This is a genomic window from Magnetococcales bacterium, from assembly GCA_015228815.1.
Lineage (GTDB): Bacteria > Pseudomonadota > Magnetococcia > Magnetococcales > UBA8363 > UBA8363.
Genome location: JADGCV010000007.1, coordinates 1 through 26,363 on the forward strand (window position 1 = coordinate 1; position 26,363 = coordinate 26,363).

The 26,363-nt window shown below is 56.7% G+C and carries 21 protein-coding genes and 1 tRNA gene; 5 read left to right on the forward strand and 17 right to left on the reverse strand.

From position 1 onward, the window contains the following. Window positions 1-162: 162 nt before the first annotated feature. The 7 genes from HQL76_04110 to HQL76_04140 all read right to left on the reverse strand — a co-directional run bounded on the left by HQL76_04110 (window position 163) and on the right by HQL76_04140 (window position 8,101). A complete protein-coding gene (locus HQL76_04110) occupies window positions 163-777 on the reverse strand; it encodes a hypothetical protein (protein MBF0108342.1) in 615 nt (204 codons plus the stop codon). Between the two features lie 16 nt (window positions 778-793). Then, entirely contained in the window at window positions 794-2,095 is a 1,302-nt protein-coding gene (locus HQL76_04115; protein ID MBF0108343.1) for a spore maturation protein, read from the reverse strand. Window positions 2,096-2,324: 229 nt separating this feature from the next. Next, window positions 2,325-2,411, reverse strand: a tRNA-Leu gene (locus tag HQL76_04120). A 172-nt stretch (window positions 2,412-2,583) separates the two neighbouring features. Continuing rightward, the gene (locus tag HQL76_04125) at window positions 2,584-4,605 is read right to left on the reverse strand and encodes a PBP1A family penicillin-binding protein (GenBank protein MBF0108344.1); all 2,022 of its coding nucleotides are present in this window, start codon (window positions 4,603-4,605) and stop codon (window positions 2,584-2,586) included. A gap of 177 nt (window positions 4,606-4,782) precedes the next feature. Next, on the reverse strand, window positions 4,783-5,553 hold the full coding sequence (locus HQL76_04130) for an OmpA family protein (protein MBF0108345.1): 771 nt from the start codon (window positions 5,551-5,553) through the stop codon (window positions 4,783-4,785). A gap of 202 nt (window positions 5,554-5,755) precedes the next feature. After that, a complete protein-coding gene (locus HQL76_04135) occupies window positions 5,756-7,321 on the reverse strand; it encodes an SPOR domain-containing protein (GenBank protein ID MBF0108346.1) in 1,566 nt (521 codons plus the stop codon). A 456-nt stretch (window positions 7,322-7,777) separates the two neighbouring features. Then, entirely contained in the window at window positions 7,778-8,101 is a 324-nt protein-coding gene (locus tag HQL76_04140; GenBank protein MBF0108347.1) for a hypothetical protein, read from the reverse strand. Window positions 8,102-8,520: 419 nt separating this feature from the next. On the opposite strand from HQL76_04140, the gene HQL76_04145 reads away from it, so the two are divergent. Beyond that, window positions 8,521-9,969 carry a methyl-accepting chemotaxis protein gene (locus tag HQL76_04145; protein ID MBF0108348.1) on the forward strand — a complete coding sequence of 483 codons (1,449 nt, stop codon included), beginning with the start codon at window positions 8,521-8,523 and terminating at the stop codon, window positions 9,967-9,969. A 127-nt stretch (window positions 9,970-10,096) separates the two neighbouring features. Here HQL76_04145 and ftsA read toward each other — a convergent pair whose 3' ends face one another. Continuing rightward, a complete protein-coding gene (gene ftsA / locus HQL76_04150; GenBank protein MBF0108349.1) occupies window positions 10,097-11,338 on the reverse strand; it encodes a cell division protein FtsA in 1,242 nt (413 codons plus the stop codon). Between the two features lie 378 nt (window positions 11,339-11,716). On the opposite strand from ftsA, the gene HQL76_04155 reads away from it, so the two are divergent. After that, the gene (locus tag HQL76_04155) at window positions 11,717-12,394 is read left to right on the forward strand and encodes a hypothetical protein (GenBank protein MBF0108350.1); all 678 of its coding nucleotides are present in this window, start codon (window positions 11,717-11,719) and stop codon (window positions 12,392-12,394) included. 102 nt (window positions 12,395-12,496) lie between these two features. Here the strand turns inward: HQL76_04155 and HQL76_04160 are convergent, their stop codons facing one another. Beyond that, a complete protein-coding gene (locus tag HQL76_04160) occupies window positions 12,497-12,940 on the reverse strand; it encodes a hypothetical protein (GenBank protein ID MBF0108351.1) in 444 nt (147 codons plus the stop codon). Between the two features lie 198 nt (window positions 12,941-13,138). Here HQL76_04160 and HQL76_04165 point away from each other — a divergent pair, with 198 nt between their 5' ends. Both HQL76_04165 and HQL76_04170 read left to right on the forward strand, forming a co-directional pair. Beyond that, on the forward strand, window positions 13,139-13,429 hold the full coding sequence (locus HQL76_04165; protein ID MBF0108352.1) for a hypothetical protein: 291 nt from the start codon (window positions 13,139-13,141) through the stop codon (window positions 13,427-13,429). A 175-nt stretch (window positions 13,430-13,604) separates the two neighbouring features. Next, window positions 13,605-14,093 (forward strand): rhodanese-like domain-containing protein, encoded by a 489-nt coding sequence (locus HQL76_04170; GenBank protein MBF0108353.1) that lies wholly within the window; start codon window positions 13,605-13,607, stop codon window positions 14,091-14,093. A gap of 27 nt (window positions 14,094-14,120) precedes the next feature. Here the strand turns inward: HQL76_04170 and HQL76_04175 are convergent, their stop codons facing one another. The 6 genes from HQL76_04175 to nadA all read right to left on the reverse strand — a co-directional run bounded on the left by HQL76_04175 (window position 14,121) and on the right by nadA (window position 21,138). Next, complete coding sequence (locus HQL76_04175; protein MBF0108354.1) at window positions 14,121-15,023, reverse strand: SUMF1/EgtB/PvdO family nonheme iron enzyme; 903 nt, start codon at window positions 15,021-15,023, stop codon at window positions 14,121-14,123. After that, on the reverse strand, window positions 15,020-16,693 hold the full coding sequence (locus HQL76_04180; GenBank protein ID MBF0108355.1) for a caspase family protein: 1,674 nt from the start codon (window positions 16,691-16,693) through the stop codon (window positions 15,020-15,022). Before HQL76_04180 ends, HQL76_04175 begins: the two co-directional genes overlap by 4 nt. A 172-nt stretch (window positions 16,694-16,865) precedes the next feature. Beyond that, a complete protein-coding gene (locus HQL76_04185) occupies window positions 16,866-18,029 on the reverse strand; it encodes a ChaN family lipoprotein (protein ID MBF0108356.1) in 1,164 nt (387 codons plus the stop codon). Window positions 18,030-18,035: 6 nt separating this feature from the next. After that, window positions 18,036-19,589 (reverse strand): HD domain-containing protein, encoded by a 1,554-nt coding sequence (locus HQL76_04190; GenBank protein MBF0108357.1) that lies wholly within the window; start codon window positions 19,587-19,589, stop codon window positions 18,036-18,038. Further along, window positions 19,586-20,020: a GTP pyrophosphokinase gene (locus HQL76_04195; GenBank protein ID MBF0108358.1), complete on the reverse strand. Its 435-nt coding sequence runs from the start codon at window positions 20,018-20,020 to the stop codon at window positions 19,586-19,588. The genes HQL76_04190 and HQL76_04195 overlap by 4 nt, the downstream gene beginning before the upstream one ends. 11 nt (window positions 20,021-20,031) lie before the next feature. Further along, on the reverse strand, window positions 20,032-21,138 hold the full coding sequence (nadA, locus tag HQL76_04200) for a quinolinate synthase NadA (GenBank protein ID MBF0108359.1): 1,107 nt from the start codon (window positions 21,136-21,138) through the stop codon (window positions 20,032-20,034). Window positions 21,139-21,175: 37 nt separating this feature from the next. Here nadA and queG point away from each other — a divergent pair, with 37 nt between their 5' ends. Continuing rightward, the gene (gene queG / locus HQL76_04205) at window positions 21,176-22,381 is read left to right on the forward strand and encodes a tRNA epoxyqueuosine(34) reductase QueG (GenBank protein ID MBF0108360.1); all 1,206 of its coding nucleotides are present in this window, start codon (window positions 21,176-21,178) and stop codon (window positions 22,379-22,381) included. A 355-nt stretch (window positions 22,382-22,736) separates the two neighbouring features. Here queG and HQL76_04210 read toward each other — a convergent pair whose 3' ends face one another. Beyond that, window positions 22,737-23,684 (reverse strand): Rpn family recombination-promoting nuclease/putative transposase, encoded by a 948-nt coding sequence (locus HQL76_04210; GenBank protein MBF0108361.1) that lies wholly within the window; start codon window positions 23,682-23,684, stop codon window positions 22,737-22,739. A 176-nt stretch (window positions 23,685-23,860) separates the two neighbouring features. After that, window positions 23,861-26,227, reverse strand: a complete 2,367-nt coding sequence (locus HQL76_04215) for a CZB domain-containing protein (protein MBF0108362.1) — start codon at window positions 26,225-26,227, stop codon at window positions 23,861-23,863. Window positions 26,228-26,363: the final 136 nt, after the last annotated feature.

Genomic DNA, 26,363 nt, shown 5'->3' on the forward strand with positions numbered 1-26,363 from the left:
TCAAACGCCTTGCGAACTTGCAGATCGATTGTGGGTGAAAAATTCCCTGGATCCCGAAGTCGAAAAACTACGTATCCCAAAATAGGTGCGGTTTAGGTGCGGTTTACCTTTTTTCTTTCAATAATTCTGGGCCCTGGGGGTACCTGGGCAGTTACATGATTTCTAAAAATTTCCGGAGAAGGCTTCGGCATCCAAAAGGCTCGAGACCCGATCGATCACCGCCGGCGGTTGCCGGCCAGCCCATTGATGGGCAGCCACCCGAAATTCTTCGAACGTCCGATCCATATGCAGCATTAACGCTACCGCCACTTCCAGGAGGTAAGGCTTGGCAACGAAATCGCCATGAACCCGCCAGACGACATGCTGCGCGACACTCAAGAAACCTTCCTCCCGATAGTTGTCCAGAATCGAATGGAAAAAGTCCAGATCATGCATGATCCGCCGCCACGAAACCGACCATCGGGTCGAGGAAGCGCTGTAGAGCGGCTGAACCGCCTGCAAGGTGTCATGGGCCAACTCCGGCGCCGCCTCGCGCAGGGCCCAGAGCCAGAGGAGGGCATTGATTGAAATACGGTAGCGTTTGAGGCGGTTCCTTTTGTTCCAGGCATACCATGGCAACCGCAACAGCGGATCATCGAATTCTTCGGTGGCGAAACGGAGGGATGCGGCAATCTGAGGGATCAATTCCTTGCGATGGCGTATTTCGGTGGGGGACGGATTGGCGCGCCAGGACTGTTCGAGGACCCGGGCCTCATCGGAATCGGCGGGATGTTCCATGAACTTGAGTTCCGTATCAACCTTGAGGAAAAAGCCAGGTGCAGATGGCCACCGAGGCGATGACCGCCACAACGTCGGACAACAGGGCAGCGGCCAGGGTATGGCGCATTCTGCTGACACCGACGGCGCCAAAGTAGACCGCCAGGACATAGAAGGTGGTCTCCGAGGATCCCTGGATGGTCGAAACCAGCATGCCGGTATAACTGTCGGGACCAATGGCGGGATCCTGAAGAATGGAGGTCATCAGACCGTAGGCCCCCGAACCCGACAGCGGTCGCAGAAAGGCCATCGGCAGGGCCTCGGCGGGAAGCCCCCAGGGGGTGGTCCAGGGGGCGATCCAGGAGACCAGGGCATCCATGGCAAGGCTGGCGCGAAACATGCCGATGGCGACCAGAATCGCCACCAGATAGGGGATGATCCGGACCGCTACATCAAATCCTTCGCGCGCCCCCTCGACGAAGGATTCATAGATCGCCACCCGCCGCCAGAGACCGAACACGAGGAGCGACACCATCAAACCGGGAATGATCCATGGGGTAAGTGTGCGTCCATAGGCAATGGTCAGGGGAATCGTTCCCACCAATCCCAGGAGCGCGACCATGGAAACCCAGGGGGAAACGCCCTGTCCCGTTTCCGTGAAGGATGAATCCTCCACCGTTGCGACGGTGGTTGGTTCCGGGCTTTTGGCGGATGATTGGGCAAGGGCGTGGGGGAGTGGAAAGAAACGTTGCAATCCCTTGACGGCGATGATGGCAAACAAGGTGGAACAAAAGGTGGCGAAAAGGGTGGTGGGCAGGATGGCGGCGGGATCGTTGGAATGGACCGAAGCCCGAAGGGCGATGACGCTCGTGGGCAGAAGTGTGACCGAGGATGTGTTGATCGCCAGAAACAGGGCCATGGCGTTGCTGGCGGTTCCCTTGTGGGGATTGAGGCGATCCAGTTCATTCATGGCGCGGATGCCGAAGGGGGTGGCGGCGTTGCCAAGTCCCAGGGCATTGGCCGACATGTTCATGATCATGGCCCCCATGGCGGGATGCTCGGGGGGAACGTCGGGGAAAAGGCGTACCATCAAGGGACGGATCAGCCGGGCCAGGAGGATCAACACCCCCCCTTTTTCCGCCACCTTCATCAGGCCAAGGAACAGCGCCATCACGCCGACAAGTCCCAACGCCAGCGTGACCGAAGAGGCGGCGGTATCGACCATGGCACTCGTCAGGAGTTCCATGGGGGCCTTGCCGTTTCCTTCGACCCACTGCCATTGTCGCACGGCGGCGGTGGCAAAGGCGACGAAAACCAGAAGGGCAAAAAGGGTATTCATGAACCAGGGGCGCCGCTTCCAGTGACGTTACGGTTTCTCTTTATGGGGGCGGTGAAGACTTCGAAGGTGGTTTCTTCGCGGCATCCTGATCGTCATCGGTGATATAAAAAACATCAAAAGAAAAAGGGATCTCAGGGCAATCCTCCGGCATTCCCGCGAAGGGGAGAACTCTTTTTTTTCAATAATTTATCGGTTCGAGACATCAAGGAATACGAGCGCGACAGAAAAATGGTGCCGGGAGAGGGAATCGAACCCACACGGGGTTACCCCCGCCAGATTTTGAGTCTGGTGCGTCTACCAGTTCCGCCATCTCGGCATTGGATGCAGACTAGCAAAATTGAATCCACGTGTCAATAAATTTTGGAAGCAGATGGAAAAAGGCAATCTACTGTTCAGAGGAAGGATGATTTCCGCCATGAAGGGGAGGTGATGGCCCACCATGAAACCGATTCAGCCATTATATGCGAAGATTGCCCCGGAAATCGACCTTAATGAGACACCTTCTCCATGTAGTTTTTCCAGATGACCGCCGGCAGGCTGCCACCGGTGACATCGTCCATGGGGGTGCTGTCATCGTTGCCCAACCAGACCGCCGTGGTCCGTTCGCCGGTGAATCCGACAAACCAGGCATCCCGGAAATTTTGACTGGTGCCGGTTTTGCCATGAATCGAACCCTTGCCAAAGGCTGCTTTGCGTCCGGTTCCGGAACGGACCACCCTGGCCAGAAGGTCCCGGATCCGGGCCAAAGGTTCCGGATCGACGAGGCGTTTGGCCGGAGGGGCCTGACGCCAGTACAGAAGTTCTCCCTGCATGTCCAAAATGCCATGAATGGCGTAGGGGGTGACCTTGTATCCATCATTGGCCAGGATTCCGTACAAGGTTGCCAGTTCGAGCATCGTCATTTCCCCCGTTCCCAGGGCCAGGGTATAATTGGCTGGCATCTGCCGTTCCAGTCCAAGTTGACGCAACCGGCCCATGTAGGTTTCAAGTCCCAATTGTTGCAGAACCTGGACCGCGACCGTGTTGCGCGACAGGATGAACGCCTGTTCCAGGGAAATCTCTCCCAGATATTCGTTGTCGATGTTGTTGGGCATCCATTCGTCGATCTCCACCGGGGAATCGTCCAGAACCGTCTCCCGCGTCATCCCTTTTTCCAGGGCAGTCAGGTAAAGAAACGTCTTCAGGGCCGATCCCGGCGACCGGACCGCCTGGGTGCAACGGTTCAACTGACTTTCCGAAAAATCGACCCCGCCCTGCATGGCCAATACCGCGCCGTCCCGTGCCAGGGTAAGGATGGCCCCCTCATGCACCTGCCTGGATCGTGCCTTGCGCAACTGCCCCATCAAGGCGGCGTGGGCCTCGTCCTGGAGGATGGGGTCGAGGGTCGTCATCACCCGGAAACGCCCCTCTTTGTGTCCCAGAATCCGGTCGAGTTCGGGGATGATCCAATCCCTGAGATACTGGTGTTGAATCGGTTGCCAGGTCAAACCACCCTTCTTGACCCCTCCATCCCGCGCCGTTGCCAATGCCTTGTCGTCGATGTATCCGAGTTGTTTCATCTTTTCCAGGACCAGACGTCCCCGGGCGCGGCTTCTCTCGGGAAATCTTTGCGGATGATAATGATTGGGTCCCTTCACCGATCCTGCCAGAAGCGCCGCTTCCATCAGGTTCAGTTCGTAAGCGTGCTTGGAAAAATAATTTTGCGCCGCCGCCTCGATGCCGTAAACCGTGTCGCCAAAATAGGCATTATTGAGATACATCTGTAAAATTTCATTCTTTGAAAAATAATGTTCCAACTTCAGGGACAATACCGATTCCCGAATCTTGCGGTAGAGGCTGCGCGACGGATTGAAAAACAAATTTTTGACCGTCTGCTGACTGATGGTGCTCCCGCCTCCCAGACGTCGTCCCTGAATGACCGAACGAAACAGGCTGGAAAATATACCCAGAGGATCCAATCCGCCGTGCGTGAAAAACCGCTGATCCTCGATGGCAACGAAGGCCTGCCAGACATGGGGCGGGAGACGGTCGAGAGGGATGGGCACCGTATTGACCACCGCGACCTCTTCGATGTTTCCCTGCTCCTTCTTCACGATCAACTGCAAGGAGCGACTGGTCACCTCGATCTGTTCCCGGTCGGGAAGACGTGCCCAGAGTTCCACAAAGGCCCGATGCCCCGACAGCGTCAGGAGGGTCAGCAAAATCAGCGTGAGCAGCGTCACCAGACATCCCAAAAGCCACGACCTCTTGGAAGATCTCTGAGTCGTCTGGGGCATCGCGAGGGAATCGGAAGGGGGGAGTGGTCGTGAATCGCTGGTGGTTCGGAGAAGGGCCTCCTCCTTTTGCCATTGGGCAGGTCTGAGTTTCCACGCCGCGTCAATCCGATCGATGCGTGCGAGAAGCCCTTTGAGTTCATCGCGGATGAGGGCGATTTCATCATGATCCGCCTGCCGCCACTGCGACAACAGCTGTTCCATGGCCTCGATCCGTTCGCCGACGTCCCGAGCCATTGGGGCGGAAAGGGGACCATCCCCGGAAGGGGATGGTCCGTCGGTTTTTGGACCGATGTCGCGACACTCATCCATCGAAACGGGGGAAATCAGGAAAAACATTAAAAAAAAGAGCCTGCGGCCCAGCCGCAAGCTCCATGGTACATCTCTTCATTTTTTGTCGTTCAAACCATCCACTCAACGGATGGAATCGAACTCGCGGGCCGTGGGGCCTTCGTTGGCGTGAAGTTCACGGACCAGATGAATTTCGACACGACGATTCTTGCCTTGACCGGCGGCATACTGATTGTAGTGACGCGGACGTTGCTCGCCATGGCTGGTGACCACAATCTGTTTGGGATCCACCTTGAATTTCCCAACCAGGATTTTCTTGGCGGCGGCGGCCCTTCTGTCACCCAGCGACGCATTGTAGGAGCTGGTGGCACGGGAATCGGCGTGGCCTTGGATTTCAATGCGGGTGCCACGATTGGCTTTCAATTCCTTGGCGACCTCTTCGAGTTTCTTGATGTCTTCCTTGGCAACGCTGGAGCTGTTGGTCTTGAAGAACAAAACCGCCTTGGCGGGCGAAGAGCAGCCGTCGCTGTTCACCCGGTCACCCCAGGGGGTTTCCGTGGGGCATTTGTCCATCGCATCGACCACCCCGTCGATGTCGGCATCGATGCGGCAGCCACGGGTATCCACCTTGATTCCCGGAGGGGTGTACCGGCAATCGTCACGATGGTCGGCAATGCCGTCCATGTCGCCGTCGGTATCACAGCCCATGAAGTTGACCGTGGCCAAGGGTGAAGTCCCCGGACAATGATCGACGGCATCGCCGATCCGGTCACCATCGGCATCGTGACCCATGGCCATATGATGGCCCAGATGCCCGTCGATCATGGCCATGTGTGCATATGCCGGGGCGCTGATGAAGATCGCAAGCGCTCCGCCTAACAGAGCTTTTTTCATATTTTTCAATTTACCTCTCCCTACTCTCCGAGATTCCCTTGGCCGGCCCCCATGGTGCCGGTTCGGGAATCTTATTAGACCGGGTTGTATCAATACAAGGAAATGTCTTTCCTCAACCTTCGATTCCTTTCCCGGATGCCGCCTGCCGGTCGAGATGCACGAACGGCAGGCGTTGCACCAGGTCAGGGACAAAAAGGCAAGATCACTTCGCGCTTGCCGTCACGCAGGCGGTCCCGCCCAACTGGCCGGGAAAGGTTTTGCTCAAACGATCGCGCACGTTCGTCGCTTCCTCGATATTGGCGAAGGGTCCGACACGAACCTGGGTCGCGACCTTTCCTTCGTTGAGGGAAACTTCGCGCATCAAAACGTTGAGGACATCCGCCTTTTCCAACTGCTCCTTGGCGATCAGGGTATTGGCCTCGTTGGCATAGACGCCGACGTGAACGAAACAGGGACCGTTACCACTCTGGGATGCCTGGACCTCTTCCTTTACCGGGGTCTCGATGGCCGATTGAGCCGGAGCGGCAGCCGCCTTGGGGGCTTCGGGAGGCGTCACCTTGGCGCTTTTGCCACCCTTGGGTTCGGAAGTCACGGGACGCTGCTTTTGCATCGGTACCACGGGGCAGGAGCTCTTGTCGATGGCGCACATCATGTCGGCAAGATACACGTTGCCCTGGTGGTCGAACCCTTCAAGGAACCCGGGATTGAAAAATTTCTTCATGTCGTCGGGGGCTTCGATGGCCAGCGCCAGGTTGCGCAGATAATCCAGCCCGTCGTTGCGGCTCATCAGGCCGTGATAAAGCTTTTTGCCCAGGGTGAGGCCCGCCTCGTGGAGGGCGCGGCGATAGAACCGCATGTACAGTTCCTCGCCGGTGAACACGCGGAAGCCCAGGTCGTCGGCATCCTTGGCAAACAACGGATGGTTGGCGTAGATGAGACCGGGGATCTCCATGTCGCCCAATTCATCCTTGCGATTGTACACCAGCTCGACGCTTTCCATCGACGGGGTGCTGCAATTGACCTTGCTCGTCAGGCTGTCTTCCGGTTTGGTCGGCTTCTTGGAAACGCCCATTTCCTTGAGCTTGTTGAACACATCCACCATCGTGGTGTTGTAATGGCAGACAAATCCAACCTTGAAGGCCTGCCGGTCGGCGGGGGACCCCACGGTCAGGAGTTCATTGAAATATTCAAGCTGCAACAAGGCGTGATCATTGATCTCCTTGGCAAAATTGACAAACCGGCCATTGTGCTCGGTCGATTTGGGAATGTTGGTCTTGAAGAATTCGAGGGGCCATTGAGCAAAATCTTCGCCCACTTCGGAGCCAATGTCGTGGGCCGCCTTGGCAATGTGTTGGCCAAGAACCTTCTCCGCATCCATCCGATCGAAGGAAGTCGTGAAGCAGGAGTTGAACTTCTGCTTCAGTTCGGGCGTCACGCCGAAATAAAACCGACCGATGGGAGAACGAAGATTGGCGCTCGGGGATTCGCCCGTCCGCAGAAAGGAGGCGAATTCCTGGTCGAACTGTTTCTCGCCATAAAGCGCTCCCTGCATGTCGCGCAGACGTCCGCCCCATACTTCACCGGCCTTGCAATAGGAGCCGGTGTCCTGTTTGATGAGAAAAGCCGTGTCCATCTTGGTGGCGACGATGGTGTCCACAACCGGATCGACCGTCCCTTGGACGTCATACGGAGGGGGTGCGCACGCTGCAAGAACAAACAATGGCAGCGCGGCCATTTTCTTGAGTACCGATTTCACTGGTCGTTTCATACTTCTCTCCCGTTTGTAGAATGATCTACTGCCTGTGTGCGTTTGTAATCCCCCGAAGGGGCGGCCCTGCCATTGATTCGTTCCTCCGCCAATATTGATGCAGATCGAATCGTTTTCAATAAAATCAGTCCAAGAAACAACTCCAAAATCCTTCCAATAGCGGCCTCTACACTTAAGCTGCAGTGATGATCGCAATTATTGGAAGCGTTTGCAATTCCATCAGGTACGCGCTCATTGCATGGCGCGAAACATCCGTAAATATTGAAAAGAAATACACACCCTAATGGCCAATGGCATCCCGTATCATTACGACCGCTTTGTCAAAACGACATCCCTCGTCCTGGTGAATAAATACTCAAAAAAGACGGGAGATGTAAATGAAAAATACTTGCTTCGGGTCAAATTTTTTTCTAATTTTCAATAACTAATTCACCTGCATCCACCCGATGCGCATACTCAAACAGGTTCACGATTCCCTGTCAAGGAGGAAATGTTTCCTTTGTGATTCTCCGAATAGAAGGTGAACGTTTGTGGCTTGTTATTTTCAATAATCATCATCTGGATTTCAATAACTCCCGCTTCGGTTTTCATACGGATTGCAACCATTTTCTTTATCCATGAAAAATCAAGAAGAGCATCTTTGCCAGAATGCCCCACATGCTGTACCGGGATATTTTCGGTTTGAAATCCGTCAGGCATGACAAGATTTTTTTCTTTTGACAGCCTTTCATTAATGATGCGATGAAGATGTGACCACAATTTGCAAATGATGTGCAGCATTTGAAAAATCATTCATATGCGTTAAAAAAAAACACAAATAAAATGATAAGAAATAAAGCGTCGATGGTGCATGATCGCTGTTTCTTTCTTTTTAATGATACGATAAAATGCCCGTGGAGGCTTGTCCAAAAGTGGTGGACAACAGTGCATCCATGACTGTCATTCCAGAATTTTTTGGCCAAGAAATGAATATCGTCGTCCATGAACAAAATTTCATGGACATTGAGGAGAAAAAAATGAATTTCTTTTTCAATGTTGGATTTTCAAAAAAAATAATAGGATCTTTTGCCTTGGTCTACTTGGCCTCGGTGGCCATGATCGGCATCATCCTGTTCAATCGGATCGTCGAAGATTATCGTCACGAAAAACTGCTCGCTTCCCAGATCATTCTTTCCCAGGGGGATGCCATTCGCCGTTCCATGGGGGAGGCCTGGAACAAAAAACATTTCAAGGATGAGTTATGGACGAGCGCGGAAATCTGCCGCAAGGAGACCACCCCGCAAAGCCGTCTGGAGTGCGCGAGAAAAACCAACCTTCACGCCATGATCCCGGTGATCGCCATGTTGCGGTCGAGTGAAGTCGCCGCCAAATCGAGCGGATTCACCATTCGCGCCGCCAAACGGACCCGACCGCGGGATCCCGATGCCCAGGCGACTCCGGCGGAACTCCGCATCATGGACCAGATGAAGGAGACTGGCAAAAGTGAACTTTCCATGGAGGATCCAGGCGCCGGGTTGTTCATCGTCGCCAAGGAGATCAAGGCGGAACAGGGGTGTCTTGTCTGTCATGGCAATGCCGGCACCAATCCCAATGGCGATGACAAGGATGTATTCGGTTTCGATCTGGAAAACTGGAAGATCGGTGACCAGGTTGGGGTCCTGACCTTGAGCGTTTCCCTGGATGAACTCGATCAGGCCAAGCGTGAGGCGATCATGAAGGTGTTGGGGTTGATTCTGGCCTCCCTGCTGGTCGGAGGCGGCATCTTCGCCACCATCATCACCCGATATGTACAGACCCCTGTCGAACAGATTTCGCAGGGGCTCAAGCGGTTTTCCAGCGGTGATCTGACCGCGAGGGTCCAGGTTTTCGCCAGAGACGAGGTGGGGCAGGCGGGTGCGGCGTTGAACCAGGCCGCCGAGAATCTGTCGGGGATCATCGGCAGGGTGCTTGATTCTTCCACGAAGGTTGCCAGCGGCAGCGAGCAGCTTTCGGCAAGTTCGGGACAGATCGCCCAGGGGGCGACACGGCAGGCGGCGAGCATCGAACAAACCAGTTCCGCCATGGAACAGATGACGTCCAACATTGCCCAGAATACCGAAAATGCCTCCCAGACCGAAGCCATCGCCAGCAAGGCGGCGAAAGATGCCAGGGAGAGCGGCGAGGCGGTTTCCCAGGCGGTAAAGGCGATGAAGGAGATCGCCGGAAAAATCAATATTATCGAAGAAATTGCGCGCCAGACCAATCTGTTGGCTCTGAATGCCGCCATCGAGGCGGCACGTGCCGGCGAGCACGGTAAAGGTTTTGCCGTCGTGGCGGCCGAGGTGCGCAAACTGGCGGAACGGAGCCAGGGGGCGGCGGGGGAAATCACCCAACTGTCCAACTCCAGTGTCCTCGTCGCCGAAACCGCGGGAGAACTTCTGAGCCGACTGGTTCCCGACATCGAGAAGACCGCCGAATTGGTCAATGAAATCTCGGCCAGTTCACGGGAACAGAATCAGGGGGCGGAACAGATCAACAAGGCAATTCAGGAACTCGATCAGGTCATCCAGCAGAACGCCGGGGCTTCCGAGGAGATGAGCGCCACAGCCAACGAACTTTCCGGACAATCCAACGAACTGATGGAATCGGTTTCCTTCTTCAAGGTTTGATGTTCCAGGACGATTGCATCTCCGGTCCAGGGGGATCATTCCCCCTGGCGGGGGTTCGGGGCCAAGTCCCGGAAGACCGGCAGGCAGTCCACGATGTGTACCGGCGCGTCGCGAACGACCCTCCGCTTCAAACGCTTTCCCTGAGAAAAAAGTAGGCTTTGCGCAAAAATCCGGTTTTCTTTCGTTCTTCGGTTTGCCCCCCTTCGCGCAGGCGCCAATCATTGAAATTTTGCCGGGCATCCAGCAGACCGACGGCGGCGGCCAGCTCGGGACGGGTTGCCAGATCGACGACCGGAGACGGGTGGGAAAAGGATCCCCTGCCGACGGGAGTGGCGAAAATGTCGGCGGCGCTTTCCTGGAACAGATGCATGCGTGCGCCGCCGCCGGTCAGAAGAATGCAATCCATCGGACCGTCCGTGAGTTGCGGATGGATCATTTTTTTCAATTCGAAGAAAATTTCCTCGATCCGGGCGCCGATGACCCGGGAGAGCCTGGGATCGTTCAAGATTTTCAATACCGCTTGAATGTTGGGAGCGCCAGGTTCCAGGCCGATGCTGGCGTGATGGCCGGCATCCGGGCGACCAAAGGAGGTCTTGACCCGTTCCGCCAGTGAGGGAGCCAGATCGAAAACCTGGGAAATGTCGCTGGTGATATGACGTCCTCCCATCGGCAGGCGGGCGGAATGGATGACATGGGTCCCCTTGCGCAGAACGACTCCGGTCGCGGCATGTCCGAGATCGATGAAACAGGTGATTGAATGTCCCGAGCCATCGGCAGTCGCGAGCGCCATGCTGGCGCTGACGTAGGAGGAGCGCAGATCCTCGACGTCCAAACCGGCATGGAGGACAGCGTCCAGCACATGATTGAAGGTCGATTGCTGACAGGTGACGACATGAAAATGTCCTTCGAGTCGATGTCCCGACAAGCCCAGAGGATTTTTGATCTCTTTTTTGTCGAGGAAAAATTTTTTCGGTAATTGATGGAGAAGATGCCGTCCCACCTGACGACTGTTTCGCGTCGAGTCCATAAGTTGTTCCAGATCCGATTCCATGACTTCTCCTCCGGCGATGGGGATGATCCCCAGGGCGGAGAAGGATTCGATATCTTTCGAGGACAGGCCGATCCGGATGGCGCCGATTTTTCCTCCAGCCATGTTTTCCGCCAGGGAAACCGCCTTGCGGATGCTTTGGCTCGTCAGGTCCAGATCGACGATCATGCTGTTGTTGTCGATGCCCAGGGATGGGGTGACTCCGATTCCCACGATCATGCGATGATGCTGGTCTTCGGATACCCTGGCAACGACACATTTGATGGCGTGGGATCCACAATCCAATCCGGCAATGAGGTCGGAATCGTTGGTGTCATGCATGGCTGGCCCCCTGGACAGGTGAACTTGGGATCATCTTTGCGGCATTTTCTTTCCTGACGGATGAGTGACTTTACATGGAAACGGGGTTTGAGGACAGGGGGCAGGGGGCGATGTCCGGATACCCGCTCGTTTTGCCGCGAAGCGAATTCCGGACGATCCCCGTTACGACCGCCTTGTCACGCCACCCAGGACTTCCGCGGCGATAACTTGAGCGAAAAATCACTGATTATTCAAACCTTGAAAAGAGACTGTCCGTTTGTCGCAACGTGGGTAAAGCTGTCGTGAAGGTTTGCCGATACAGTGCTCAAGATGCCGGAATAATGGTGTCCGCCATTATGGACGTCGTGCCAATCAGTTCTACAAAGAGAAGAAACGACCATGACTACTTCAAAGAAAACCCGAACTTCCCTTTCCATATTGGCCTGTGCCTCAATGATGGCCGGGAGTTTGGTCATTCCCACGGAGGTTCGCGCCGATGCCGCGACCGCGACGGTACTCGGGGGGGTGGCGCTTCTCAACTCGTTGTTTCACGCATCGCAGCCGGTCGAACCCGCGGGGGTCGTGGCCGCTCCCGCCGTGGCGGCGGCTCCAGCAATGCCCATGATGGTCGAACAACCCGCCATGGTCGCTCCGCTTTCCTTTGCCGCCCCCGTTCCCGTTCCGGTGATGCAACCCTATTCGGTTCCAATGCCGGTGGCGCAACCGGTTCCGGTGCCGGTGGCGCAACCGTATTCAGTCCCGGTGCCGGTGGCGCAACCGGTTCCGGTTCCGGTGGCGCAACCCTATGCGGTTCCGGTGCCGGTGGCGCAACCGGTTCCGGTGCCGGTGGCGCAACCCTATGCGGTTCCCGTACCCGTGGCGCAACCGGTGCCGGTGCCGGTGGCGCAACCGTATTCAGTCCCGGTGCCGGTGGCGCAACCGGTTCCGGTACCCGTGGCCCAACCCTATTCGGTGCCCGTTCCCGTGGTTCAGCCGGTTTCGGTACAGGTGACCACCCGTGTGGTCCAGCCCGTCGTCTCGGCATGCATTCCGGCGGCGACGGTGGTCTGCCGATAAGTTGGCACTGGGTTTACCATGAGTCGCCGGTGTCCACGGATGGGCGCTTTGCGACAGTTCTTGGCAGGGATGGATCCACCGGGTCCGGAGTGTTCGGGAAAATCACCACGCTTCCCCAACCCGGACGGTACCACGATCGGGAGGAGACGACAGGCCATGACGTCGATCGTGTTCGACGACATAGCCATGGATGATCGCCGGCAGCCAGGGAAAAGAAACGTTGCCGATCGTGATGTTGGCGTTTTGTGGGGATGGATCCCCACCATCCGACATGGATTCGTGATCGAATGCGTGTGGCGGCGGCTCCCGGGTCGTCGCCTTCCCGGCGTTCACGAGTCCCGAAAGCCTCGTTGATTGACGTGCATCGTCCGCGGGCAGGGCAAGATCCAAGGTTTGATCGAGGGACAGGCAGGACGGTAAACCGTTCGCGGCACCGGTGCAGGGGGGCTCGACCGGACCGCCCCGAGCCGTCCACCATGGAATCAACATCAGCCACGGGAGCAAGGAACAAATCAAGGGGAGAAGGCGATACCTTGAACAAGACATGATGAAATCCTTTATAAAACAGGCTTGATGCCGGAAATTTGCAGTGCCGAACGTGTCAATCGCCTCCACGGGTGTTTGACAGTGGGGACCCGGCACGATAACGTGTCAGGGGATTCCCGAGTGAATCAATCAACCCCGATGTCCGGTTCTTCTTCTATGGTGTGATCGGATATCCCATTTCATGACAAAGAGAAGGCAATGAACACTCCATCAAAGACTCGTCGCACCGTCTGGTTGCCGGTGTGTGCCGCCTTGCTGGCCGCAACCTGGGCCATTCCTCGGAACGTACACGCCGACGCCGTTACCGCTACCGTTCTCGGAGGGGCTGCCCTTTTGGGGAACATCCTGCATTCATCGAGCCACCATCACGGCTATTACGCCCCGCCCCTGGCCCATCCGGTCGCCCCCGTGTACGCGGCTCCGGTGGTCCGGCCAATGGCGGTTCCCGTCTATCCGGTGGCGCCCTATTATGTCTACTATCCCTACTGAGTCAACGTCGGGTCTCCTGGATCCAGGGGACTAAAAACGCCCTCTTTTTCTGCTCCGACTCAGGGTTGGACATCATGACCGGCGGACGGATGCCTTTTACGGGGAGGGAAACCTCCCCGTCCGGTTTTCCCCTGAGGAGGTCGGCCTTCGATGCGGGAAGGGAAGCCAACGATCCATGCTGTTTCATTTGCATAAAAGCCAGATGACCATCGAGGAGTTCCTGGCCCATCCCACGGCGCCATTGTTGATTGACGTTCGGGGGAGCCTGGAGTCCGATCCCACCATCCCCGGCTCGAAGCGGGTCTATCTTCTCGACATCGAGGAAAGAACCGAAGCCTTCGAAAATAAATGCGCTCCGCTTCTGGCGGGCCGGTCGCTGCTGCTGTATTGCAGCAAGGGCGAGGGAAGCCATTATCTGTTGAAAAAATTTTCCGGGAAATTTCGTGTTCAGAGTCTCAAGGGGGGGATGATTGGCTATCTGACGACGATTTCGCGGTTGCTTCATGAACATCCCTACCAGGACCCGGCAAACAAGGGCGACAACATGGTCAAGATCCTGGCGGCGTTGACCAATTGCCGCACCAGTCCGGTCACCTTCGCGAAAATCATCGACAATCTGCTGCGTCATTCACCCGATCCCAGGCTCAGGGCGCTGGTCCGTTGACGTTCATGTCCTGGAAGTTCTCTGGCCTCAAAAGGGAATTTCAAAAAGCGGGGGCCGTTTTTCGTCCGCCTCCATGTCCACCACCGCCGCAAGGCGGAATCCGATGTCGGGGCGTTTGGCGGTATGGCGTTCGAAGCCGCGATTGGCGCAGCGGAGCGCCTGCGTTCCATCCTTCCAGCCACCGCCGCGGATCACCCTGAAGGGGCCCTCCCCGGTGATGGCCGGGTTGTGTTCATCGTGGTTGGCATAGGCGTCGGGACGATAGGTGTCCAGGGTCCATTCCCAGACGTTGCCGTTCATGTCGCGCAAACCCAGGCGGTTGGCGCGAAGTCTTGCGACGGGATGGGTTGCGTGTGATCCCTTCTCGGCGCTCCAGGCGATCTGGCCAGGGTCGGCGCGGCCAGCGTAAACGATGTCGTCTCCCCGTTCACGACAGGCGAATTCCCATTCCGCCTCGGTCGGCAGACGGAAGCGGGCCTTTCCCTTGAACCGTTCGTTGAGGCTTTCGCTGATCACCTCGGCATCGATCCATGAGACCTGTTCCAATGGATGGTCATCTCCCTTTTGGAACAATGATGGGTTGACCCGCATGATCGCCTGCCATTGACCCTGGGTCACTTCGGTTTTTCCGAGCCAGAAGTCGGCGACGCAGGCCGAATGGAGCGGGCCTTCATCGTGTTCCCGCCCCTCTTTCCAGGGAGGGGAGCCCATCTGGAAACAGCCGCCGGGGACCCAGACAAATCCGATTCCGGTCACCGAATCGGTCCAGTTTTTTCCAGGAACCGGTTCTTCGTCGCCGCGACGGTCGGCTGTCGGGGGGACCAACCGTTCCCACTCGATGATCATGCTCCCTTCCGCCTCCCGGCATGACGGGAGGGCCAGGCTCCAGAGGAGGGCCAGAAACGACAGTCTCTGCAAAAAAAGGTTCATGGATGTTCCCCGCGAAGACGGGTCAGACGGATGGAGGCGGGTTCGGTCAGGAGTCCGTTCAGGGAGGGACGCCCCGGTTTCAATCGGGAAAGGGCATAATGATACCCCTCATCCAGCGCAACCCAGCCATCCCGGGCGTTTCCCCGGCTGCCATCCGCTTCGCCCAGCAATCCCTTGATCAGTTCGTAGGTGAAGGCCCCCTGTCGTCCGTGGTCGTTGGCGCCGGGATCCCCATTGAGCGCGGCGACGGCCCAGCCTCGGGTATCGGCGAAGAATGCGCGGTCCGGCATTTTTTTCTGCCCCAGGAGCCGGGTGCCGCAGGTCCCCTGGCCATGAAAACAGGTATCCAGAATCACCACGATTTCCCGGTCGGGCAGATCGCTCAGGAGGTTTTTGATCCGGCGCAGGGAAATCGCCGTTTGCGGGTTGATCGCCAACCCTTCGACCTGGGACGGGAGGAGCAGGCCATCGTCGAAGCGCGGCGGCTGACTTGCGACCCATGATGCCCCCAATCCCGAAAAATAAAAAAGCAACAGGGCGTTGGGATGGCTTTTACCTTTGTGCGCCAGCCAGTCCAGGTCGGCCTGGATTGTTTCCAGGGTCGCATCCTCGCCGATGCGCAGGCGGGCATGCTCCGGATCGGGGAAAAAGACTCCGCGTCGGGTCAGCAGGGTATGCATGTTGGTGGCATCCCGGTCGCCGAAATGGCGCGATTCGATATTCTGGTAACGACCGACGCCAACGAAGAGGGCAAAGGCATCCTCGCGTTTGAGCCAGGGATCGAGGGCCGGTTGCGCGGCGATCAGCGAATCCAGTTCCCGGGTTCGGTCGCCAATGTTGCCGCTTTTGGGCCAGGCGCCGTCCGGGAGTTCCATCGGTGGTGGTATGGCTCCCTTGGGATCGATTTCGGCGACCAGCAGTTGTTCCTTGGCCTTGATGAACAGCAATTCTTCGGGATATTCCTTGATCAGAAAATCGACCGCGTTCTTGATGGCGGACAGGTGCTTGCCGGAGCGAAATTCCTGCCATAGATTTTCCACCAGTGCCAGAGCGGCCTGATGTTGCCATTCCTTGGGCAGGCTTCCCGGAAGGTGTTCCCGGGAGAGCCAGTCGTAGGCTTCCAGATAACGGGCCATGCGTGACAGCGCCATGTATTTGGTGTGGGCCAGGGCCATGTTGCCCGGGTACTTTTTGACTCCTTCGAAGGAAAGAAGATGGGCTTCTTCGTCATTGCCCATTTCGAAACGCAGCCAGGCCAGATTGGCATGGACCTTCATCGCCAGACGGTCGGTGGGGGGGCGATCCCGTGTCGTCTTGTAAAGATTTTCCCATAGTTCCCGTGCCTTGGGCAGTTGTTTGTCAAGATACCACGCCAATCCGAGATTGAAATCGAGTTCGGGATCGGTGGGACAGAGATCATGGGCACGGCGGATCGCCGTCAGGGCGAGTTGCCGCTGCGTGTCGAAACGACCGATCCCTTTCAAGGCGATTTCCCGGGCGACGTTGCAGGAACCCGACAGTTCGGCCCCCCCCAATGAAGGATGGCTCAATGCCGTCATGAAACAAACAGCGAAAAAGGCCGTCCTGCGTGTGTACCGGGAGCGACCGAGGGCGCTTCGGTGGGGGACGTTCGCATCCGTGGCAACGGGTTCGGCGGCGATGGTTGACATGCGGTCCAGGGCATTCGTTGGCTGTTGGAACGGAATCAATGGTGTTTCTTAATGCTTGATGATACTCAATGCGAAATTTCATGCAAGATAACGGCCATATTATGGATATCCATGCGAGCCGGTCCGGGAGCAGGGGCGGATCGGGGAAAGATGTCGCTGCGAAATTTTTCTTTCAATGATCTTTTTCTGGGATCCGTGCTTCAAGATCGACAACAACGCTTTCGACGCGGTTGTCCCGAAGGAAAGTCAAGACAGGCCTGGGATTGCGATCCCTTGCCCGAAGGAGACGGACCAGGGAATGGGGGTGGGGCAAAGGGTGGTGGTCCAGGCGAAGGGGTTGATCGCCCGGTTTGAGCCCCCCCCTTTGCGCCGGCGAATCGGGGGTGACTGCGGTGATGACGATCCGCCCCGCCGTCGCCGATGAAGAAACCGCCTCCAGTTGAACTCCGAGAAGTTGCCGCGGTGTTTCCGTGGGAAGGGACGAAGTTCCCCAGACAAAATCGGCCCCCCGGTCCGGAAACGGCTGGTCTCGATCATTCCATGGAAGAACCGTCACCATCTCCGCCGCCAGCCCCATGGATGCCAGTTGATGCGGGATGCCATGTTTCATCAGGAGATGTCCCGAACCCGCCAGGGCGATGACCTGTCCCCGAGGATGACGCCGTACCCAATCGGCGATGGCCCCGGCCATGACCCCGTCCCACAACCGCTGGGCATCGATAAAATTTTCCAGGCTCCCCCCCCGGGCCATCATCGGATGGCTGTCGAACACCGCACGCAACCGTTCCCGATATTCAGGAAGCGCCGGGGCCAGGACAGGCAATCGATCCAGGAGCATCCGGTCCAGACTGTCAAATCCCCGGGTCCGCACCTGCGACACGACAGCGCGATCAATGTTCATGGCCAGCAATGGAACCTTTCGTTCACGGGCCAGACGAAGGATCGGCAGGTAGAGTTCGGCATCAAATCCCCAGGTGAAATACCACGAAACGGCATCAAGAAATTCATCCTCCGCCATTCCTCCCGCAACCCATCGGTCAAGTTGTGGCTGAAGATGGCCGGGAAACATTTCCATGGCCAGTGCCACATCCCTACCCCGATCCAGCATTTCACCAAGAATCAACCTTTGTACCTCGTGATGCCCCGGATCATCATGGGTTTCCCCAACCAGAACGATTCGCCGCGCCGCAAGGCGATCCATCAGTTGAACCTGTTCGATCCGGCGACTCCCCTCGATTTCCAGGATTTCTCCCGTTTCGATAAACACGCCACCCATGCCACCCATCCCCATGATCTGCAACCAGACCATCATCCCCATCAACGGAAGTATCGCCATGACCGCTTATTCCATCCAGGGTGCAAGGCAAGTCCTTGCCAAGGCATGAACCCGGTCTACCACCCGTGGATCGACGAATACCCGGGCCTGACGGCGGCGACTCAAGCCGAGAAAATGGACCAGGGGACTTTCCCGTTCCGCCGGACACACTTTTCCTTCCTGGGTGATGACATGGATGGGATCCGTCCCTTGGGAATGATCCAGAGGATGGATATAAGGGGAACGGTGGATCCGATCGACCCGTACCAACAAACGCAGCGGAATAGCCAAAATCGAGCCATCTTCCTGCGGCGTTGGAATCATTTCCTCCTCATGGTCCCTGAAAAAACGCTCGATCCGTTCCACCAGCGCCGCATCATGGATCAGATCGGTTGCCAATTCCGGCTCGCGACGCATCGGTTCCAGAGTCATCACCCCCGAGACATCCGCGGGGGGGAGAAAACCGAAGGACAACTGTCCCCGCTCTTCAAGCACCGCGGGCATCTTCCATTTCAATCGCCGATAGATCGGTTTCCTGTGACAATACATCCGACAGCGCCGCCGTAACTCCTCCTGGACGGCACTCTGCGGCAGCAACATGGACCACCGTCCCAGGGCATAATCGATCACCGTGTCGTCCAGGGCAAGGAAAACCTCCAAATCCGGGACCCTTCCTTGACGGGCTGACTCCAGAAAAGCGGTCAAAGCGGGCGGGGTCTCGGGAGGCGGTTGACCTTCAATGGCCCAGATCCAGTCGATGAGACCGAAGATATGTATGAGCAGGGTTTCAAAGGCACGAACCGTCTTGTGATCATAGACCTGACGATACATATGATCGCGGGCAAAAATATAGCTTTCCAGGGCTGCCGGTCCCTTGCCCAGATCGACACACAAACACCCCCGACCGTCCAGTGTTCGCACCTTCAGCGAATGCAACAGCCACTCCAGATCGAAACGGCCATAGGAGACCCCGGTAAAATGGGCGTCCCGCAACAGATAATCCATCCGATCGGCATCGAGCTGGCTTGCGATGAATGGCCGGCCCCCCAAATGATCACGGGGCGGTCCGGGATGCCAAATCTCCCGCAAGTCGTCCCGGAACGCCTCCCGGTCGAGCCCCAACCGGTTCCCATGGCGTTCAAACAATTCCTGTACCGGTGCCGCTTCCGAAAGAATACGCCAACCCCATGCCTCATGATCGGGCAGTCCCGGAAGTATCTGCTCGAAGACGTGCGAGTGCGGTCCATGGCCGACATCATGAAACAAGGCCGATACCTTGATCGCCAGAATGTGCGCCGGAGTCAATACGGCACCACCTCCCGCGATCGCCTGCGCGATCATTCGTTTCACCAGATGCAGCGTTCCCAGGGAATGGGAAAAACGGGAGTGTTCCGCCGAAGGGTAGACCTTGGCCGCGGGACCCAACTGCCGGATCCGCCGCAACCGTTGCAGTTGCGGCGTGTCGATGAGGTCCAACAGCAGCCCATCTCCCCAATCCACCGGGGCGCAATCGGGTCCCCAGTCCATGCGATGCAGGATGATCATGTCATGCACCGCATCGCGAAAAACCTTGCGGCTCATGCGGCGGGCAGATCGTTGAGGGTGGCCCAGGCCCTTTGATAACGTTTCATCCGCTCCCAATCCCGTTCCCCGGGAACATGATCGAGCCTGCGGATGTCCATGTTGTCCACCAGGTCCAACAATTTGATCTTTCGTGCCACCGGATCGGGTTTCAAGCGCAGGATATAGGCTTCGTAACTTAATTCGGGCCGGTGGGTCAGAAGGTCCAACACCGAAAGAACCCCGGCGGAAAAACCTTCCCGTTTCAGATCTTCCAAGGTCAACGGAGTGTCTTCCACCACATCGTGCAACAAGGCGATCATGCGTTCTTCCATGTCCCGCACCTGCATCATCAATCGCAGGGGATGCAGGATGTAGGGCTGACCGGCCCGGTCCACCTGTCCCTCGTGGGATTGGGCCGCCAGGGCCAGGGCCTTTTCCAGGGTTGACATGTCCCCACCTCTCAACTGATGGCCAGCATTCGTTCCAGGGCCAGCCGTGCCAGCCGCGCCTCTCGATCGGGAACGGAAATACGATTGACGACCCGTCCCTGGACCAGATGTTCCAGGGCCCAGCATAAATGTTGCGTGTCGATGCGAAACATGGTCGAACACATGCAGATGGTCGGACACAAAAAATGAACTTCCCGATCGGGCAGCTCGTGCTTCAGGCGATTGACCAGATTCAACTCGGTTCCGATGGCAAAGTGGCTTCCAGGAGGGGCCCGGCGAACCACATCCTGAATCTGTTCGGTGGATCCCAGTTCGTCCGCCAGGTCGCAGACCTCCATCGAGCATTCAGGATGAACCACGATGCGCACGTCGGGAATGCGTTTCCGGAACAGTGCGACATGGGCCGGTTGAAACATCTGATGGACCGAACAATAACCATTCCACAGGATCACCCGCGCCTGTCGCAACACCGCTTCCGAAAGCCCACCCAGAGGAAGGCCGGGCTGATAGAGAACGATCTCCTCCAGGGGAATGCCCATCCTCTTGGCGGTATTGCGTCCCAAATGCTGATCGGGAAAAAACAACACCTTGGAACGTTGCAAAAAAGCCCATTTCAATATGTTTGCCGCATTGGACGAGGTGCAGACGGTTCCGCCATGAGCGCCACAAAAGGCCTTGAGTTCGGCGGTTGAATTGACGTAGGTAACAGGCGTCACCTCCCGATTCATGTCGATGACCTGCCCCAATTCATTCCAGGCCGCTGTCACCTGGATCAGATCGGCCATGTCGGCCATGGAACATCCCGCCGCCAGATCGGGCAGAATGGTGACCTGGTTGGAACCGGAAAGAATATCGGCGACCTCCGCCATGAAATGGACGCCACAAAACACAATGGCCTCCGCCTGTGAACGCTGCGAGGCCAAACGTGACAGTTTCAGGGAGTCCCCGGTCAAATCGGCGAAGCGGTAGACCTCTTCCCTTTGATAATGATGGCACAAAATGACCAGCTTCTCTCCCATCCTTGCCCGCGCCGCCTGGATGCGTGTGTCCAGCTCCTGATCACTGCACCGATACAATGATTCGAGCGTGGGTTCAATGGCCTCGGGAGATGAATTCATGTCGATGAACCCTCTTGAAGATCCAACGGAATCACAAATGTCCAAAGAGAATCACGAAAAACATGGTAACAATCCCTGGAGCAAACTGAAAGAGTCCTTGCGCACCCAGGCGCTGTCCCTGGGGTTCGATGTCGTTGGTTTCGCCGCGCCAATCCCGCCACCGGGGACCGACCATCTGCGTCAGTGGATTGCCTCGGGACACCACGGTTCCATGACCTGGATGGAATCGAATCTGGAACGGCGTCTTGATCCGGGACAATTGGTACCAGGCACCGGAGTCGTGATGACCCTGGGAGTGAATTACCGTCCCGCCACCCCATCGACCGACCTTGAGACCGCACCCCATCGCCCGCGGATTTCCGCCTCCTGCCGCATCGATGATTACCATCAGGTGCTCAAACAACGCCTGCGGGACCTGGAACAGTGGCTGGAACACACCTCGGGACATCCCCTGTCGGGACGGGTGTTCGTCGATACCGCGCCGGTCATGGAAAAACCGTTGGCCATGGCATCGGGTCTGGGTTGGCAGGGGAAAAACACCCTGCTGGTCTCGCGACAATGGGGGTGCTGGCTGTTTCTCGGAGAATATTTCCTCCCCCTGGATCTTCCCCCCGACCCCCCCGCCACCGCGCATTGCGGGCGCTGTGACCGCTGTTGCACCGCCTGCCCGACCGGGGCCCTGGATGGTTTTTGGGGAATGGATGCCCGTCGGTGCATCGCCTACCTGACCATCGAATCGCGGGACCCCATCCCCCGCGATTGCCGCCGCGCCATGGGCAACCGGATCGCCGGATGCGACGATTGTCTGAACGTCTGTCCGTGGAATCGCTTCGCCACCCCCGTTCGCGAACCCTGTTTCCGTCCCCGACCTGCCCTGACTGGATCTTCGTTATTGGAATGGGCACACCTGGACGAGGCCTCTTTTCGTCGCCTGTTTGCCGGTACAAGTATCAGAAGAATCGGACGGACCCGCTTCATGCGCAATCTGGCGATTGCCCTGGGCAACTGGGGCACACATGCGGCGCTGACCGGCTTGTCGCCCCTTCTCAAAGAACCGGAGCCATTGATCCGCGGAGCCGCGGTCTGGGGTTTGTCCCGGATCGCCCAAGGATCCAAAGGAGACAGCCTATCCCCTTGCATTCTGGAATCCTTGAGCGCCATGGCACGGACGGAAAAGGACCCCCAGGTGTTGCAAGAAATCCAATGGGCCTTGTCTCCGGAAGAACATCAGGATCACGAATGATCCGCCGCCCTGTTTATCGGTTACAAGGGCACAAGGGCGGCGGATTCTGCCTCGGCCCGAAGGTTATATCTTTTCAAACGCTTCCGGCCCTTCTCCGCAAACCGGGCACCTCTTGGGCGGTGCATCACCTTCATGAATATGGTCGCACACACTGCATTTCCACTTTTTCATGCTCGTCTCCATCATCCAAGGATCGAGAAAACAACAAATATCCGACCAATGTCCCGCGTCGGCATGACTGGACCGAAACGGCAGGAAGCCTGCCACGATTCCAACATAACCGTTTCCTTCCCCGATCACAACATCCTTCGCACTCTTTTGCGGATCACCAATCGTATGCGGCAGGAGTCTTCCATCAACTGAAAATATCCTCTATTTTGTCAGCATCGGGAATTTTCCTGCACCACCTTTTCAACGTCTCCAGATCCGCCCCGGTCAACCTGGAATAGACAAAATCCGGAACCGGTGCAAAACGTTCTTGCAGCAAATCAAGAAATATTTCCTTTCTTTCCAATAGCTTACCTCGTTCCTCGCCAATTTGAATTCCTTTCTTTTGTCCTTCCAGCTTGCCAGCCTCCCAGGTGGATTCCACCATACTGGCCTGGAAATGCAAATCATCCTGATAGCGTTCGTAGGCCAGGCGTTCCGCTTCCGGAAGGTTCAGAACATCCAGCAATTCCTTGGCCTTGGACAAACCACGCGCGGTAAAGTTTTCTCGAATATCACCGGTCTTGAGAAAGTAGATCCACTCATCCAACGTATTACGCGCCACCTCGTCGAAACGGTTGACCTTGATCAGATAGAACTCGGGAAAAATCTCATGAACGCTTTGCCGGTGAAACAGATCTTTTTGCCCTTCGTTGAGTTGCAGTTCATCATGCGTATGCAGACCCATGAATGATGTAGTGCCATGATAGATATAGTCATCACCCTGACCAAGATCAAAATACAAAATACTGATGGAAATCAGCTTCGGAACCTTGGAATAAGGATCTCCGGCGTTCACATGTTCCGTGATGCTCCTGGCCGCACCAAAAATAAGACGCTGAAGATAATCGTATTCCCGTTCGTATTGCAGTTCAATCAAGATCAACTCCCCCCGGTTGTCCTTGACCTTCATATCCACGCGGTTGTACTTATCGAGTGGGTCCTCCTTGTTGCTTTCGCTCTCCAGGATCTCGACGATCCGGACATCCGTCCTGAGCAATTCACTCAGGAATCCTTCCAGAATATCAAAATTGGCCTTGCTGCGTAACAATCGCTTCAAAGCCCAGTCAAAGCTGATCAGACGGCGCCGTTTCATCCTGGTCTCTTCGTCCTTTCGCTTCGTTCGGCCATGACGTCCATGATTTCCCCCGATGGATGGCCAATTCAGGAGAAAAGGGAACGATCTGGTCAAGCGAAAAGTTTAATTCCATGCCCGGAATTGTCCCTCATTCCGGCAAAGTCGTCCACGGAAATCGGTACCGAATGCGGGAGCTATTGTTGCACGATGCCGACTGCCTCCAGATACAGGGTGTCCAGGAGTTCGAACAGGGCATTCTTGACCTGTGTGAACCGTTCCATCTCCGCCATCGCCTGCTTGAATTGCCCCTCGTTGGCGAATCGAACCGCCGCCCGCGCCACTTCATGCACCAACATGTGTTCTTCGCCCACCTTCTTGAATATTTCCATGGCGCCGAAACGCGCCGTTCCCTGGGTATCGTACCACTTGCCAAAATCGCATTCATGACCGCTGGCCACCTGGTCGGCAGTCAGGGAGGACCGACCGCGAATGACCATTTCCATGCGGCCCAACCATTTGAGATGGGCAGTTTTGATCAGTTTCACATCGAACGGTTCGGGAGTCAGCATGATATTCCGCGAAGATTCTTCAAGTTTTCTGCCGGGAATGGCCATGTCATCGATCAAGAGCGCCACATGATGAATGGTGCCGCCGATCAGGTCGAGGTTGCCAAGGGATTGTTGCAGTTTTTCATCGGATTCCTGAAGCGCCCGGCCAACGTCGAGGACCGATTCCGCCACCTGCCGCGACATGTTCTGTATTTCCAGATTGCGGCGCACGACATCCTCGGCGGAATGGGAGGCCTTGGCCGAACCATCGGCGATGGCATTGGTGCTGTTGGCCGCCTCCGCCGAGGCGCGTGCCACCTCTTGCGCCGCCACTTCCATCTCCCGGGCGCTGCGGACCACCTCGGCAGTGGCATCGGCGACATTCTTCATGGACCGGGCAATGCTGTTCATGGTGGCGGTCTGTTCATGCACACTTTGGGTGATTTCTTCGTTGGCTCGATTGATGGCGCCAATGATGTCGCCATTGGTGATGGTGGCGGCGTTCGCCTCGCGAATCCGCATCTGGATGCCATCGATCTGCCTGGAAATCATCCGGGTGGCATCACCGGTCTTCCGGGCCAGGTCCTTGACCTCGTCCGCCACCACGGCAAAACCTTTGCCCACTTCACCGGCTCCGGCCGCCTCGATGGCGGCGTTTAGGGCCAACATGCCGGTCTGGCGGGAAATGTTGTTGATGACGCCAATGACCTTGCCGATTTCCTGGGCAGCTACGGACAACGCCTCCATCACTCCCGCCACCTGATGCGATTGCTGGATGGCCTCATTGGATTTTTCACTGGCGGTTTGACACCTTTCTCGGACCTCGTTCAGCGAGTGGTGCATCTGACCAATATCGGTCACTACTCGTTGCACTGAATCATCGACCGCCTGAAGGTTGCCGTTGACGCCACTGATGTTGGAACTCATCTGTTCGGCAGCGGAGGCCATGGTGGAAACATTGTGCGACGCCTGTTCCGCCCCGGCGGCAATGTTGACCATGTTGGACGAAAGTTCCTGAGTCGCCTGTCGGACCGCCTCGACATGGGTGGTGGTATCGGTGGAAAGATGTCGTATGTGAACGACGTTTTTCCCGACCTGAACATGTTCGCGGATAATATCCTCGGCCAGTCGGTAATTCGCTTGTGAGTCGAAGGTCAACCCGTCCTTGGCCGCGACCAGTTCACTCATGGCGGCCCCCATGGAATGCAACTGCAAAACCTGCATCCGGGCCAGTGTGGCGAGACGATGGGCCATCACTTTGATATCGCGTCTGATTCGCCCCACCTCATCCAGTGTCCCGGCGGGAACGTCTACCGTTTGGCTCATGTCCCCTTCGGCAATGACATGGATGACCTTGGATACCTCCGTCAAAGGATCGCCAACCCAGCGCTGCAAAATCCAGCCGATCAACAAAAGAAAGGCGCCGATAACCCCGACCATGCCGATGAGAATCGACCAATCCGCCATCGCCACCCGTCGATCCACCGGCGCCAGTGAAATGGTCAACTGGAAAATCCCCCGCACCGCATGATCGCTTCCATGACATTGATGGCATGCCTCACGGTTGAGCAACGGTGCCAGAAAGGTTTGCACACGCTGGCCGTCTTTCCCGGTTTCGATAAAGGAAACAGTTTCCTGACTCTGAATGACCCGAGGCAAATGTTGTCCGATCTGGGGATCCTGGCGTGCCTGTCCTTCACCTTCATGTCTGAAGGCCTCTTCGCCGGAAATCTTGAGAATGCGAAACCGTTCCAATCCTTCGACCTGTTTAAGATTGTCCGAATATCCTCGGGCAATCTCCGCCGATCCCGCCAACATGATCGCTTGCAGACCGCGACTGGCGGTCGTGGCCACCTGCCGCATATGATCTTCGTTTTGGAGAATCAAGCTGTCTTTCAGATAGGCACGAAAAAAAACGCCAACTCCCAGCAGACTGACCATGCCGACAAGGCCCGCCATCAACATGACTTTCAGTCCGACCGATTCGTTTATTTTTTCGTATATTTTCATCATATTTGCTCCTGAAATACCCGAGACGGGCCGCATCCACGATCATGGCCCGGAGTCCCGAACATAAATACACGTTCATTCATAATTGTCCGAAGCACGTCAATCTACACTTGTTTGAATGAATGTCAATACGTCCCGA